The sequence below is a fragment of the Psychrobacter sp. 1U1 genome, assembly GCF_051847535.1.
Lineage (GTDB): Bacteria > Pseudomonadota > Gammaproteobacteria > Pseudomonadales > Moraxellaceae > Psychrobacter > Psychrobacter saeujeotis.
The window spans coordinates 397285-411245 of sequence record NZ_JBPYDD010000001.1; the positions used below are offsets into that span (position 1 = coordinate 397285).

A 13961-nucleotide genomic window follows, 5' to 3' on the forward strand; every position below is an offset into this window, starting at 1 on the left:
AGAGATAAATAAAAAGGACAAAATAAAGAAAATAATTTTGCAAGCGATTTTAGCACAAACACATAAGGTGTGTTGAAGATTCACAAATAGACGCTTAGTAAACACTAGTTACATTTGTGTGTTGCACCTACAAGTAATGAGAGGTTTAGCCCTAACATTACTTGGTCAAAATCGCGGCATCAGTTTCGTCAAGTTGATTCTGAATCAGAGGGTCAGATTCGATTATTTTTACAGGCAAATAGCGCAGTTGTAACTTGATAGGTAAGTAATCAGGAAAGTTATCTGCCATATCTTGGGTAATAACCGCTTCAATCTTTTGCACATCAGAGGATGTCGGACTGTTTTCACCACGAATAACAGCACGTACAGTCTGATAGCCTCCAACTTTTTCGAATTGGGTGTTGGTTAATACGTTACCTTTGTCTATAAAATGGCTGTTTATAGCGTCCTTTACGTTATTTTCAAAGGTTTGCTGTTTGGCGCTAACGTTTAAGTTAATGGACAAATAAATACCTAAGCCGACCAATAGTAATAAAGCGATGGCATTACGGCGAAAGAACGTTAAATAGGTGCTTGATTTGTAGTCATCATCGACTAAACGACGAAAGCCCAAAAACCAAAGCACCATCGCATTCGTAAATTGAATGGCAATAATATTGGTCAAAGCAAGCAGAGCTGCACCAAAACCTAACGTAGTTTCTCCATTGGCAAATAAGATACCACTTGCTGCAAGGGGCGGTACAAGAGCGGTTGCAACCGCCACACCAACCACTGCGACAGACAGATGCGGTGAAACCATTGCGTAAGCACCAGCAGTACCGCCAGCGAGTGCAATCATTAAGTCCATTGAAGTCGGCTGCGTACGCGAAAGAATTTCAGAGGAAAGCGGTTGGCCTTGATGCATATAGCCAACAATAAAACCTACCAAGATAACTAAAGAAACGCCAGCTATAACGGTAAATAGCGTTCTGCGCAGTAGCGGCATGCGATAGTCAATGATAGCCAATGCAGTACCAGTAATAGGCCCTAACACCATAGCGACCAACATTGCACCGATAACGACTGCCGCTGAATTGGTTATCAATCCATAACTGGCGATGATGGCAGAAAGGGTATTCATCATAAAATACATTTTGTTGGGTAGGGCATTGGCCTCGATAGTGAGCCGCACCTTTGGATAGTCTACCTTTTGATTGCTAAATTGCTCCGCTATAAATTGCTTATAAGACTCAAGTTTTGCTTCCTTTTCTTCTTTGACTTTATCGACTTTATCATCGTCTGTTAGATGGCTTTCTGTGTCATTCGCACTTTTTTCGTTTTCATCCTCGCTTTGATGTGGCTTAACATTGCCATCAACATCATCGTTCAACGCCGAATTTGGCGCAGGTGATGATGAGTTATTATTGGATTCTGCTGGTATTGTAGGAGGCGTTTGAGACGAAGAAGTATTTTCTGATTCGGTAGTGCGGTGGTGGTTGTTATCTTTATCATCAGCTTGTGCTGCCGCAGTTTCCGATTGAGGTGAGATATTTTTGACAGAGGCGATGACCACATCTGGGCTGGGCGACGTCATGGTTATTTCAGGATCGGGATGTTTAGCTCCAGTTTCTATTTTATCTGTGTGTTGCCTATCATCTTTAACCAAATTATCGCTGTCCAATGGATATGGCTGTTTGGTCTTGGTAGCTTCGGTACTATTTTTTTCGGTACTGTTTTTAAAGTCAGATACATTTTTTTTTGACGGCGAAGGTTCAGAAGAGTCGTTGATTGATGATGTCATGGCATTATGGCTTTACATGTCAGGTAAGAGAGGACTGCTAGAGAGGACTGCTATTGTAATGATAAAACATAAAGAGCGTAGCAGTTTTTTTGACAACAGACATTATTCTAAAAAATATCAGATGACTAATTTTATAAATAATGTCTATAAGCATGATACCAAGAGTTGATAAGTGTAAATCAAGGAAGAAAAATATAGGTTTTATAGACCGACAACTAATCCCTCATATTAGCATGGTTTTATAAGTAAATCAGCTGGTATGTGTGCTCTAAGAGTATACTGTAAAAGCTTACTATTAGTGTGGATTTAACGTATAAAGGAGATATACCCACACAAACTATGAGGATTAGGTTATGAACTGGACATTATTTTCTATGATCTATTCAATGACAGCAACAGTTACCATCGGCGTACTTATGATTGCAGCGTTGGTGTCAGGATTTAATGAAATACCGCACATTAAGATTGCTGTAGTCGTTGGTATCTTAATTTCAATACCAGTCGGATTGTTCTTTACCAAAAAAATAGGCAGCATTACTGGTGAAGAAAATAACGACGGTCAGCGAGTATAATGTTTCAGCTATATGAGCTATTCGAGGTTTATAAAACTTGAAATATTTGGAGTTTTTGACCATATAACCTCGCTTCATTGATGCTTTATATTTGTAGAGCTTGATTAATCTGATGACACAAACGTAAAGCACTAAATGCAGCTAAGCTTGAAGTTTTGGGATTTTCAGCTAATGGTAGTCCAGTTATGCTAATTTCAAGCTTACCAAATATGCCTTCAGCTATTATATGATGAATGTTGTGAGAAAGCGTGGGATCGGCGATCAACTCTACTTGTGTCTCATCTAAGCCAACCCCTGCTAAAGCAATGGTTGCGGCGACATTAGAATTGGCAGGAAATAAAGTCGCAGCCTCTCTAGCAGTACCTGTAAAGAATACGGTCGATTTTTTTAAAGAGTCGTAATCAATGAGCTTGTCAGCATAACTGCCTTTCCAACTCGAAGGGCTTTTTCTACCTTGATAAATAACTTTACTAAGTCCGGCCAAGCTTGCAGCATTGATGCCATCTATACCTGCTACCGCTCCTGCTAAAATATGAATTTTTACCCCATGTCTTTTTGCAGCATCATGTAGCGAAATCGCAAATTTTTCATCAGTAAAAGCACCCACTGAGACAATCCCAAGAGGTATGTTTCTCTCTAAGATTTTGATACCGTGCTCTTTGAGCCCATCTTGTCCCGCCATCTCAATAGCGATATCAGGAACTTCTAGTAAGTCGTCTACAGAAGTAATCACATTTATAGATTCGCCCATCTCTATCGTTAAGTTATTTGCGCTCCTTGGACTGGCTAATACAGTCGATAATTTGACATTTTTAGGTAGCATCTCGTGCACCTTTCTTGCCATCGATCCATAACCTATGAACATCACTGTCTTCATATTTGATCCCTATAATTTATGAATAAAAATCTATCAGTAAACAAAAAAAGACCTTTAAAATAAAGGCCTTTTTAAAATGAACGATAAATATATCAATGAAGTATTATCGAGTCAGCTACTACTTAAGCTCGACTGTCGCGCCATTTTCGATATTGGCATAAACTTCTAATACATCCCAGTTGGTTAGACGAACACAACCTGCTGATGCTTGGCGACTGATACCTTCAGGTTTGGGTGAACCGTGAATACCATAAGAAGGCTTTGATAAACCCATCCAGACGACACCAACGGGGTTATTTGGCCCTGGTGGTAACATATGTACTTTTTTGTCGCCACCTTCACCGACAGTCGCTTTATACCATGGCATCTTAACTCTATTAATGATCTTAAAGGTACCTTGTGGTGAAGGAGTGGCATCGCTACCAATCGTCGTTGGATAAGTAGCAACCAGCTTATCATCATTATAAGCATATAGTGTTTTGCTTGCTTTATCAGCAACCACGCGATTAATACGCTCATTGAGCGGCTTACGTGTGTTAAGTACGGTAATGGTTTCACCCGCTCGATAGTTTTTATTTTTATTTAACTTATCAAGGTAGCGTATGTCCATATGAAAGCGCTCAGCAAGCATCTCTTTAATGTCTTGATAATACAAACCTTTCACTTTTGACTTGGCTTCCGAGCCTGAAGGCGTAGTCAAAAAGTTGGTTTTGATATCATCTTCAGTCAACGTATACGTGACTAAAACAGGCTTATTGGCAGGGATATTCTTAGTCAATGCATCCCATGTTTTTTGGTCCATCGTACCAGTCGCTGGTAATCCTTTCATCGTTTGAAAGTTGATTAACGCCTTTTTACTATTCATGCCCCAACCACCATCGATTGGACCAGGAGAGGCATAGTTCCAGTCAAGCAAAGCCTGCATTTTGATGGTCATCGCTGAATTGACATTCATATTCGGCGACCATGTGGCATTGTTTACTTGCTTGGCATAATTTGACAAATTAAGCGTGGTATATCTTTTGCCATCCTTATCTTCGATATTTTTGATCGCAGGATCAGTGTTGAAATCTAGACTCTTTTCATATTGAGGCATCTCAAAAGATGAAGGATCTGTTGCGTCTATAGATGAGGCGTCACTAGGACCCGCCACAGCTTGGCCTTCACTAATATCGTCAGTACGATCAGATTGTTCATCCTTACGCGTCAGCTCAGCTGCGCTCATATTGTCTGCAGCGACTGGCTCTGATGCTGACTGTATTCTGTTATCTTGCTTAGTGTCGATCAGATCACTCATACTGTCAGTGGTCTTAGGCTTGATGCTAGGCGTAGCAACTGTGTTATTGTTATCAATTGATGTGCTACGACTTTCTTGTACATCAAGGCTTGCCAATACAGCAATACCAGGTAATTTGTCAGCCGTACGTGCTGGCGTTGTACGCGTATTATCGGTTGCAGCAACGGCACTGAGACTCATACTAGCGCTAATGATAGCGATAGACATAGAAGCAATAAGAGGTTTTATTTTCATCATATTTGACCATAGTAGGTTATTACAATGGAGCTATTATGCGCACAATTAAGATTCTAAGCAAACTTTTGATACATCTTTTTGTACCTGTAGAGTGCTAAGCGTCAATAGCTGACGTATGACATACAATATAGTTATATTTGGCTGATATTTTGGCTGGCATGTTGCTCAAAATGTTTGATTAGCAATTTTTAAGTAAGATTATCTTTTTATAAAAAATTCCAAAAAATGAATAAATGCTGGTCAATTACTAAATAATGATCAATTAATTTTATTGCTATAGATAGCTGTAAACTCTTACTTCAAAGTTTTATTGCAGTAAGATTTATAGTCATTGGCGCTATATAGCGTTTACGTCTATAATGCATGCACAGCGTTTTATTTAATCCACTATCATGTGACTAACGAGCATGTAATCAACAAGGTGCGATATGTCAGAACACCAGACTATGAGTGCAGAAGAGTTTCAAAATCAATATTCTAACGATCAAGCGTCTCAATATTTTGAGCAGAATCTACAAGATGGGTTGGATACAGATGAAACGGATCTAATCACTGAAGAAGATCAATTTGCAAACTTACATAGCGAGCTTGAAGAGGCGCGTGAACAATTATCTAGCATACGTGATTTCATTCGTTTTTCAGTCACTCAACTACGCAATTATGATGTGGTTGTGGCACAAGGTACTACTGACGAGTTTGCTGAAGCGTCAGCGATTGTTTTGCATTCTCTGTCTTTAGATTGGGCCGCCAATGAGCAAATACTTGATTGCCGTTTGACGACGTCAGAAAAACAGCAGGTGCTAAGCTTATTAGAAGAGCGTATCGCTGAACGAAAACCGCTGAGTTACCTAATCAATTTGGCCTATTTTTGTGATCTGCCTTTTTATGTCGATGAACGCGTTCTTATTCCGCGCTCGCCCATAGCGGAGTTAATCCGCCAGCAGTTTCACCCATATTTTGATGTCAATGAGCTTGCAAAGCCTCTAGGTGCAACTGTTAATGGTCAACCGGCTGTGTTTTATGATCATGGGCTTGATATGAAACAATTGTCACAACCAGAGCGTATTTTAGATCTATGCACTGGGTCAGGTTGTATTGCTATTGCACTGGCGACACGTTTTGTCGATGCCTTAGTCGATGCGGTTGATATTGACAAAGGAGCATTAGAAGTGGCGATGGTCAACGTTGATCATCACGATCTTGGTCATCAAGTGAACGTGATCGAATCAGATCTATTTGCAAAGATTCCAGCGGAAAATCAATATGAACTTATTGTGACCAATCCTCCTTATGTTGATGCTGCTATCATGGCCGACTTACCGCCTGAGTTTTTATATGAGCCTGAGCAAGCACTGGCTGCTGGACAAGATGGACTGGATTTGGTGCATCGTATTTTATTTGAAGCGCCAGAATATCTAAGTCCTGAAGGCTTGTTAGTGTGTGAAGTGGGTGATAGTGAGTGGGCGCTTAGACAAGCTTATCCAGACATTCAGTTTGACTGGCTAAAATTTGCACTCGGTGGTCATGGTATTTTTGCGATTACTTTTGATGAGCTAATGGCGCATCGTGAATTGTTCGCACATTACGTACAGTTATTGGACAAGAGTCAATAACGAATCAGCGCTTTTGATCCACTAGTAAATACATATAAACAGATTTTTATTGGTTTAGGGATAGTTATGGCAGGTAATAGTATTGGTCAGGTTTTCACCGTCACCACTTGCGGTGAGTCACATGGTGCAGGTTTGTTGGCTATCGTTGATGGCGTACCTCCAGGTTTAGTATTATCTGCAGAAGATTTACAGGTAGATTTAGACCGCCGCAAACCAGGCACCTCTAAGTATTCAACCCAGCGCCGTGAGTCTGATGAAGTTGAGATTATCTCCGGTGTGTTTGAAGGTAAAACCACGGGTACGTCCATCGGTCTGCTTATTCGTAATACCAATCAAAAATCAAAAGACTATAGTGAGATTAAAGATACTTTTCGTCCTGGTCATGCTGATTATACTTATAGTATGAAGTATGGCTTTCGCGACTATCGCGGCGGCGGTCGCTCATCAGCCCGTGAGACAGCGATGCGAGTCGCGGCTGGTGCTATCGCTAAGAAGTATCTCCAAGAGCGCTTGGGTGTGCAAATCCGTGGTCATGTCACCCAAATTGGTAATGAATATAGTAACGTCACAGACCCAAGCCAGATCGATTGGGATTTTGTGAATAGTAATCCGTTCTTCACTGCTGACAAAGAGGCGGTTGGTCGCTTTGAGACATTAATAGATAGCCTACGCCGAGAAGGTACTAGCTGCGGGGCGAAGTTAGAAGTTATTGCCAGTGGCGTACCAGTCGGACTTGGAGAGCCTGTCTTTGATCGTTTAGACGCTGATATTGCCCATGCGATGATGAGCATCAATGCCGTCAAAGGGGTAGAGATTGGCGATGGTATGGCTGTTGCTGGGCAGTTTGGTCATCGTTCACGCGATGAGCTGACTCCAGATGGGTTTACTGCCAATCATGCTGGCGGTATCCTAGGTGGTATCTCGTCAGGTCAGAATGTTAGCGTCAGTATCGCGCTTAAACCGACTTCTAGCATTACTACCCCTGGTAAGAGCATAAATACAGATGGTGAAGCAATTGATATGCTAACTAAAGGTCGTCATGACCCTTGTGTGGGGGTACGTGCCACGCCCATTGCAGAAGCCATGCTAGCGATTGTATTGCTCGATCATTATCTGCGTCATCGTGGTCAAAATGGGGATGTTGAGCCACCGGTAGAGTCGATTACATAACGTCGTCTCAACGTACACTGCAAAACTATCTGCTCTGTATCATGTTTAATGAAATATTATTAGATATGATACAGGGCTTTTTTGTGGACTCTCAAAGAGTAGTTAATCAGTTCATGATATGCTCTAGTTGGTAGGTTAATAGAGGTCTTAAACTGCCAATTGATAGTCATTAATAGTCACACATTGCTGATGACGAAAAACCAATAACAACCGTTGACTGGGAATGGCTAACCAATGACCGAATTCGATACTGTCGATACCTTGGTTTGATAAAGTCTGTATGCAATGATGGCGGTTCTGACCTAACAAGCTGTTAATAACAATATGTTGCATATAATTTCTCTCTTAAGTTTTATTTACGCATTTGAATAGCGCTATCGTAAAACAAGAAGATAGAAAGCATGTGTAGGAATGATGGAAAGTTGATGAACTGTAATAAATACTCGTCCTTTTTAATCTTTAGCTAAGGGTAGGGTAATGCTTACCATCACGCCAGAACTTTGTCTTATATTAGTATCATTAGCGCTACCATCAATATTACGAATGCTCACATGGCCTCCATGATGCTCAATCACCTGTTTGACCAAGGTTAGACCAAGACCAGTGCCTTTTTTTAGAGCGCCGCTAGACATAGAGGTATGCTCATTTTGACTTTGATGTGATAGGCTAAAATAACGGTCAAAAGCTTTATTAATCGCATAATCAGGTAATAATTTTCCGTCATTGAAGATATCGATGATTACAGTTTGCGTTGTGTTGTGAATATGAATACTGACAATGCTGTCAGCAAAATGAATGGCATTGTCTAACACGTTTTGTAGTACCTGCACCAACCAAAACTGATCAGCGAAAATACTGGTAGTTGCCAATATATCTGCTGATAAAGCAGTGGCTTTTGACATATCTTTATCATCAATATAAATGCTAATAGGCGAGAGCTGCTGCTGTTGTAACTTTGCCGCATTGTCTTTTGCTAAGCTCTGTAGCAATGGTAATAAAGGAGTCAGTTGTCGATTCAGCTTAAAGGTCGGTTGCTCAGTTTTGGCAAGCAGGAGCAGACGATCGATCAGCTGCTGCATTTTGATGCTCTGTTCCCCAACGGCTTGAACGAGCATCTGCCGATCCTCAGTATCTAGTTCGTCATCCTCTAACAGTTCGCTACTGGCACGAATTGCTGTCAAAGGGCTTTTGAGCTCATGAGTTAGGGTATGGACATAGTCAGTGACATACGCTCTATTTTCTAAGCGATGCTTCATGGTCTCAATCGTGTCTGTTAGGCTGTTGAGCTCATGACCTAAATAAAAATAAGGCTTTTTAGTATCCTCTGCTAAAGCCCCAGTGTATTGAGTAACTAAGGTAATACTCTGCTTCAGCCACCATGCCACCAGTCCTGCTAAAATAAGGGCGACGATACTAATGAGCAAGACCGTGAGAAGCATGCGATTGCGTGTATTGTCCAGATAAGGCAGCACGCTATCGACAGGCTTACCAACACTCACCGCCCCGATAATATTGCCTATCTCATCTTTGATAGGCTGTGCCACATACATAATTGAGCTACCACGCGTGCTATTAATATCTGGAGTACTTCTAACCCCGTATAGTCCTTTCAAGGTGAGATAAATATCATTCCAGCGGCTATAATCTTCACCTTCAGCATTTTTAGATGTTGGCAATGAGTCATAAATAACCTTACCATCACCATCTGTCACATAGATGCGAAAGCTGCTACCACTTTTATTTTTATCCGCTGGTTTTATAGGTTTATCAATGGCTGGTACGTCGATAAAAGCAGCATCAAGTTTGGCATGATAGGCATCATCGTATAGTTGCCCTGACGTTAATGGCACTTGTAAGCTTGCTGCGAGCAATTTACTGGTATCTAATAAAGTATCTTCGATGACTTGCTGCGCTGTCGGTTTGACATAACCAAATAGCTGAGTAAACACTACCACACCGCAAAAGATAAGTACTAAAGCAACCGCTAGCCAAATCCTGAAAAAAATACTCAAATTCAGTAATCGTTTAGGTTCAGTCGTTTGTTGATCAACGCCAATAGGATGCAGTTTTGCATACCAATTACTTTGATCAGTATGGACGCTTTTATTGGTATGGCTATTAACGTCTTCTTTAGCTTTAGGGTTCATATAGTTGGAAGCGCTATTTAAAGTTGTGAAATGCCATTATTAAGTAAGATATAGCTAAGCAGGGCACAATGCATAACCCAGTCCGCGATGCGTATGGATGACATCAATGCTTGGGTCGATGGTTGCCAGCTGCTTGCGAATCGACTTGACATGGCTGTCTATCGTCCGCGCTAGACGATGATCTGGATAATCGCTCACCGCATTTAACAGCTGTTCACGGCTAAAGACTTGATTGGGTGCTTGTAATAAGGTTAATAAAATTTTGCGTTCAGTATTGCTAAGCTCAAGTTTTTGCTGTTGCCACTTTAAAGAGTAATTGAGTGGTTGGTAATGCCAGATACCAGACTGGCATTTAAACGTTAATGCTTGCCCTGACATGTTATGAGAAGAGACTGTACTAGTTGAGGGGCTAAGTGAAGTGTCGTCAGTCGCATTATCTGTTGCTGTTGTATGAGCAGCAGTTTGCTCGTATAGTAACTGCTCACGTCGCCAGATGGCTTTTAGACGGGCGACTAATTCTCGCGGACTAAAAGGCTTGGCGCAATAATCATCACCGCCCATCTCTAAACCCAAAATACGATCGACTTCATCACTACGTGCGGTCAAAAACACCACAGGCACATCTCTTAACGTACCGATATCAGGCGTATGGCGTATTTGTTGGCATAAACTCAAACCATCACCGTCCGGCAACCCAACATCCAAAATAATAGCTGATAAGTCTTGCGCCTCATTACTATATAGCATGGGCAACACGCTACTGGCATTGTCTAGCCAAGTGATTTTCCAGTTTTCACGCTTACAAGTCACTTTGAGAGACATAGCAATAGCAGGGTCATCTTCTACCAATAAAATATGGGTCATAGGCTTTATATCGTTATATGAGAAAAAGTAATTTATGGTGAATTGGTGTAAATAACGCTCATATATATATGAACATTGAAAAATAATAATAGGGCGTCATAAAGTAGCTAGCACGCCACGTCAAAATTATTAAATTATCGTAGCATAAAAGCATGGTTATATTTTGCCATCTCCTATCAAACGATGTGAAAAATTGATGGAAATTGGATTGGTTAATCTATGAGTTTTTGATTAGCAGTTTCGGCTAAAGGCTGTAAAATAACGGGCATTATGATAATAAAGAAGAAACTAGAGGCATGGCAAATACCTCTACTATTGGAAGTATGAGTTTTTTAAATATGTGGTTTTCTATAAAAGGAATACAGAAAATATGAGTAATTATTTAGATGCGGTCATTGTTGAACATAACCCATCACAAAAGAATATAGACAAAGCAGTGATTTGGCTGCATGGATTGGGCGCTAGCGGCAATGACTTTGAGCCAGTGGTACCGCAGTTAGGCTTAGCGAATGACATGGCTGTACGCTTTATCTTTCCGCATGCTCCCAAGCGTCCAGTGACAGTAAACGGTGGTATGGTGATGCCAGCATGGTATGATATTTTAGAGATGAGCCTTGAGCGCAAAGTCGATCTGGCTCAGATAGAGACATCTTCTCAGCAAATCCATGACTTGATTTGTCGTGAGATTGAACGCGGCGTCAAACCTGAACATATCGTTATCGCAGGATTTTCGCAGGGCGGGGCAGTGGCTTATCATGTCGCGCTTGGCTATCCTGAGCGGCTGGCGGGATTGATGACCTTATCTACGTATTTGGCAACCGATGATCACATTGACTATAGCACTGCTAATAAAGAGATACCGATATTGATCGAACACGGTACTCACGATCCAGTCGTTCCTGTAATTTTGGGTCAGCAAGCACAGCAATTGTTATCAGACAAGGGATATGACGTTGAATATAATACTTATCCAATGGCGCATCAGGTCTGTATGCCGCAAATACAAAATATTGGTAAATGGCTAAATGAAGTCTTGGCTTAAAGGCCAAAAAGCAACAAAATATCAAAGCCAGTCAGGTAATTTGACTGGTTCTCCCTATAGTCATTGTGAGCTTGTGATTAATGAATTGGGCGAGCAACGTTACGATTGTATTAGCTCAAGTCATCGCGATGGTAGACTGCGACGTAAGACGATTTATATGGAGCCTAGCCACTGGGTGTTGATTCCAGTTATGTGTGATATTGACTATGCCATACGTTGGTTCAACAAACGTAAAAGCCTTAAATACGACTATTTGGCTTTGATTAGAACTATAATTCCAGGGTTTTATAATCCTGAGTACCGATTGTTCTATTCTGAAGCATGCGCTGATATGTTAGAGCTGGTCGATCCAGCAAGTTATGGTCTTAAAAAGCTCTATCGATGGGCAGTAGATAATCAACCTCTAAGATCAAAACCTATCAAAATTGTGTCATAAAAAAAGCCAACCACCTAAATGATTGACTTAATTTAATATATTTGGTGGAGATGGCGGGAGTTGAACCCGCGTCCGCCAGCATTACGCTCATGACTCTACATGTTTAGATTCTGTCTTTGATTTTAGTCCGCACCGATCCGACAGGCAGGATGGATTGGACGATTCTCTACTTTTGAACCCAAGCGATTGAGACAATCCCTTGTGGCGAACCTATATACGGACGCTTCAACTGGGCTGGTCAACTATAGGTAATCGGCAGCGCAGTAAGCAGGGTTTAAGCTGCTAGAGCGTAAGTTTCGTCGTTTGCGACTATAACAATATATGTTTGATTTACGAGAGGACATACACTCTCGACATGCATCATTGAGTTTCATCACCAGCGTCGAAGCCAGAACATCCCCAATAGAACGACGTATTATAATATATAATGGTGGTTTTGGCAATGGTCTTATATACGGACATTACACTTAATAACATACTATATTATACTAGCCTGATGAACACTATTGTTCGTTCATAGACCTATTATATGGGGCGTTTTTACGATAAATAAAGAGAGGTTGTCTACTTTCCTATTAATTCAAGAAGATGAATTGCTAAACCATAAATTCTCATGCAACTTACCATTTTTATGAGGCGTGGCAATATTAAGCGCGGTTTTAGCGAATATATCATGCGATGCCTTTGAAAAAGCCTGCCATTCAGCCCAGCGCTTTAGCACATAAACGGTCTTAGGTACATGCTCATCGAGACTATCGGTAGTCGCTTGCAAGGTCTGTAGCCACCAAGCTTTGTCATCATCACTTAGTTGATGGTTGTTAGATGTATTTTTATCTGCTTGCCACCTTTTAATAATAGCTAGCGTGTTTTTATGGTTAGGACGGTCTTGAATGATGAACGTTGCCACCAAGGCGCGAAACCAATAACCCAATGCATCGCGCTGTGCTAACTCGTTGAGATGGGGTAGTACGCATAAAACGCTGTGCAAACTGGTTAATCCATGAATGATAAAAAATTCATTATCACTACCGTACACTATGCTTGCTGCCATCACGGTTAGCGCTTCGATAGAGTTAGTCAAATTATTGCCAGTCTCAGGTAGCTTTAGTACAACCTTATCATTAAGAAACTGTGCCATTGGCTCATTAGGGTTATCGAAGGTAATTAAACGCTGCTGGAAGCCGCCTCTATTCAATTGCTTATAATCTTCAGTTTGACTCAGCTGAACAGCTCTTTTGGTTAATTGAGATAGGCTATCGTCAGCTAAAATTTGCTCAAGCATGTCAATAGGGTGCGGCGCATCAGGTGACCATAACTGATACAAGCTATGATGTGCGCCCGTCGCTAAGGGCTGGAAGGCAGTTGCCATATAGGCCAGTCCTTCCGCTGCCATATTATCGGACTCAACATCGACCGCCCAACCTGTATGTATTACTGGATGCATTGCCGCTCCTGCCATACCCTCTGATAACGCAGGGTAGTAGCGTTTTAAGCAAGTATTTAACCCAAGCTTTGCTATTTTCTTATCAAAAAAGTCACGATAGGCTTCAAATGCGATACGTGTAGACTGTATATTGTATAGCCAATTGACATCCGTTATCGCTGTGTAGTCAAGCGCATTTTGGCGCGGCGGCACAAGCATTTCAGACCCTTTTGCCGTACTTGTAGCACCTTTATCTATGACATTGTTAATATATACGTCTTGCCACCATTGCATTTTATTTTGACTGACACCTGCAGCATCAAGCGCAATCCAATTATGGGTAATATGATTGGACAGATAGTCGTCATATTCGATATGCCAATTGCGGCCACGTTTAAGCCAATCGTGTAAGTGCTTTGAATAATTTGGCTTTGAATAATATGTCATATGAACGTCTCAGTGCTTAGATCTATTTAGAGTAATGATTTATAAGATATAAGTTA

The 13961-nt window shown here is 41.1% G+C and carries 12 protein-coding genes and 1 other RNA gene; 5 read left to right on the forward strand and 8 right to left on the reverse strand.

Going from position 1 to position 13961, the window contains the following annotated elements; all coding sequences use genetic code 11:
* Positions 1-157: 157 nt before the first annotated feature.
* The gene (locus ACS8FB_RS01610) at positions 158-1780 is read right to left on the reverse strand and encodes a DUF389 domain-containing protein (RefSeq protein ID WP_439260697.1); all 1623 of its coding nucleotides are present in this window, start codon (positions 1778-1780) and stop codon (positions 158-160) included.
* Positions 1781-2133: 353 nt separating this feature from the next.
* Between ACS8FB_RS01610 and ACS8FB_RS01615 the strand changes: the two genes are divergently transcribed.
* On the forward strand, positions 2134-2352 hold the full coding sequence (locus tag ACS8FB_RS01615) for a hypothetical protein (RefSeq protein WP_439260698.1): 219 nt from the start codon (positions 2134-2136) through the stop codon (positions 2350-2352).
* Between the two features lie 85 nt (positions 2353-2437).
* Here the strand turns inward: ACS8FB_RS01615 and ACS8FB_RS01620 are convergent, their stop codons facing one another.
* The gene (locus ACS8FB_RS01620) at positions 2438-3229 is read right to left on the reverse strand and encodes an aspartate dehydrogenase (RefSeq protein WP_439260699.1); all 792 of its coding nucleotides are present in this window, start codon (positions 3227-3229) and stop codon (positions 2438-2440) included.
* 118 nt (positions 3230-3347) lie between these two features.
* Positions 3348-4763, reverse strand: coding sequence for a L,D-transpeptidase family protein (locus ACS8FB_RS01625; RefSeq protein WP_439260700.1), 1416 nt, complete (start codon positions 4761-4763; stop codon positions 3348-3350).
* Between the two features lie 428 nt (positions 4764-5191).
* Here ACS8FB_RS01625 and prmB point away from each other — a divergent pair, with 428 nt between their 5' ends.
* Positions 5192-6376: a 50S ribosomal protein L3 N(5)-glutamine methyltransferase gene (prmB, locus tag ACS8FB_RS01630; RefSeq protein WP_439260701.1), complete on the forward strand. Its 1185-nt coding sequence runs from the start codon at positions 5192-5194 to the stop codon at positions 6374-6376.
* Positions 6377-6442: 66 nt separating this feature from the next.
* Entirely contained in the window at positions 6443-7546 is a 1104-nt protein-coding gene (gene aroC, locus ACS8FB_RS01635) for a chorismate synthase (protein ID WP_439260702.1), read from the forward strand.
* 147 nt (positions 7547-7693) lie between these two features.
* Here the strand turns inward: aroC and ACS8FB_RS01640 are convergent, their stop codons facing one another.
* The 3 genes from ACS8FB_RS01640 to ACS8FB_RS01650 form a co-directional block, all read right to left on the reverse strand.
* On the reverse strand, positions 7694-7879 hold the full coding sequence (locus tag ACS8FB_RS01640) for a hypothetical protein (RefSeq protein ID WP_439260703.1): 186 nt from the start codon (positions 7877-7879) through the stop codon (positions 7694-7696).
* Between the two features lie 119 nt (positions 7880-7998).
* Entirely contained in the window at positions 7999-9693 is a 1695-nt protein-coding gene (gene creC / locus ACS8FB_RS01645) for a two-component system sensor histidine kinase CreC (protein WP_439260704.1), read from the reverse strand.
* A gap of 54 nt (positions 9694-9747) precedes the next feature.
* Positions 9748-10557 (reverse strand): response regulator, encoded by an 810-nt coding sequence (locus ACS8FB_RS01650; RefSeq protein ID WP_439260705.1) that lies wholly within the window; start codon positions 10555-10557, stop codon positions 9748-9750.
* A 370-nt stretch (positions 10558-10927) separates the two neighbouring features.
* On the opposite strand from ACS8FB_RS01650, the gene ACS8FB_RS01655 reads away from it, so the two are divergent.
* Positions 10928-11599, forward strand: coding sequence for an alpha/beta hydrolase (locus ACS8FB_RS01655; protein ID WP_439260706.1), 672 nt, complete (start codon positions 10928-10930; stop codon positions 11597-11599).
* A complete protein-coding gene (locus tag ACS8FB_RS01660) occupies positions 11583-12035 on the forward strand; it encodes a hypothetical protein (protein WP_439260707.1) in 453 nt (150 codons plus the stop codon). Before ACS8FB_RS01655 ends, ACS8FB_RS01660 begins: the two co-directional genes overlap by 17 nt.
* A gap of 42 nt (positions 12036-12077) precedes the next feature.
* On the opposite strand, the gene ssrA is transcribed toward ACS8FB_RS01660, so the two are convergent.
* Both ssrA and ACS8FB_RS01670 read right to left on the reverse strand, forming a co-directional pair.
* Positions 12078-12436: a transfer-messenger RNA gene (gene ssrA / locus ACS8FB_RS01665) on the reverse strand.
* Between the two features lie 179 nt (positions 12437-12615).
* Positions 12616-13905, reverse strand: coding sequence for a questin oxidase family protein (locus ACS8FB_RS01670; RefSeq protein ID WP_439260708.1), 1290 nt, complete (start codon positions 13903-13905; stop codon positions 12616-12618).
* Positions 13906-13961: the final 56 nt, after the last annotated feature.

Excerpts from the sequence above, each read along its gene's own strand:
- ACS8FB_RS01610 (WP_439260697.1), bottom strand. The coding sequence starts at position 1,780 with ATGACATCATCAATCAACGACTCTTCTGAACCTTCGCCGTCAAAAAAA.
- aroC (WP_439260702.1), top strand. The coding sequence starts at position 6,443 with ATGGCAGGTAATAGTATTGGTCAGGTTTTCACCGTCACCACTTGCGGT.
- ACS8FB_RS01625 (WP_439260700.1), bottom strand. The coding sequence starts at position 4,763 with ATGATGAAAATAAAACCTCTTATTGCTTCTATGTCTATCGCTATCATT.
- ACS8FB_RS01655 (WP_439260706.1), top strand. The coding sequence starts at position 10,928 with ATGAGTAATTATTTAGATGCGGTCATTGTTGAACATAACCCATCACAA.
- ACS8FB_RS01650 (WP_439260705.1), bottom strand. The coding sequence starts at position 10,557 with ATGACCCATATTTTATTGGTAGAAGATGACCCTGCTATTGCTATGTCT.
- ACS8FB_RS01660 (WP_439260707.1), top strand. The coding sequence starts at position 11,583 with ATGAAGTCTTGGCTTAAAGGCCAAAAAGCAACAAAATATCAAAGCCAG.
- ACS8FB_RS01620 (WP_439260699.1), bottom strand. The coding sequence starts at position 3,229 with ATGAAGACAGTGATGTTCATAGGTTATGGATCGATGGCAAGAAAGGTG.
- creC (WP_439260704.1), bottom strand. The coding sequence starts at position 9,693 with ATGAACCCTAAAGCTAAAGAAGACGTTAATAGCCATACCAATAAAAGC.
- ACS8FB_RS01615 (WP_439260698.1), top strand. The coding sequence starts at position 2,134 with ATGAACTGGACATTATTTTCTATGATCTATTCAATGACAGCAACAGTT.
- ACS8FB_RS01640 (WP_439260703.1), bottom strand. The coding sequence starts at position 7,879 with ATGCAACATATTGTTATTAACAGCTTGTTAGGTCAGAACCGCCATCAT.
- ACS8FB_RS01670 (WP_439260708.1), bottom strand. The coding sequence starts at position 13,905 with ATGACATATTATTCAAAGCCAAATTATTCAAAGCACTTACACGATTGG.
- prmB (WP_439260701.1), top strand. The coding sequence starts at position 5,192 with ATGTCAGAACACCAGACTATGAGTGCAGAAGAGTTTCAAAATCAATAT.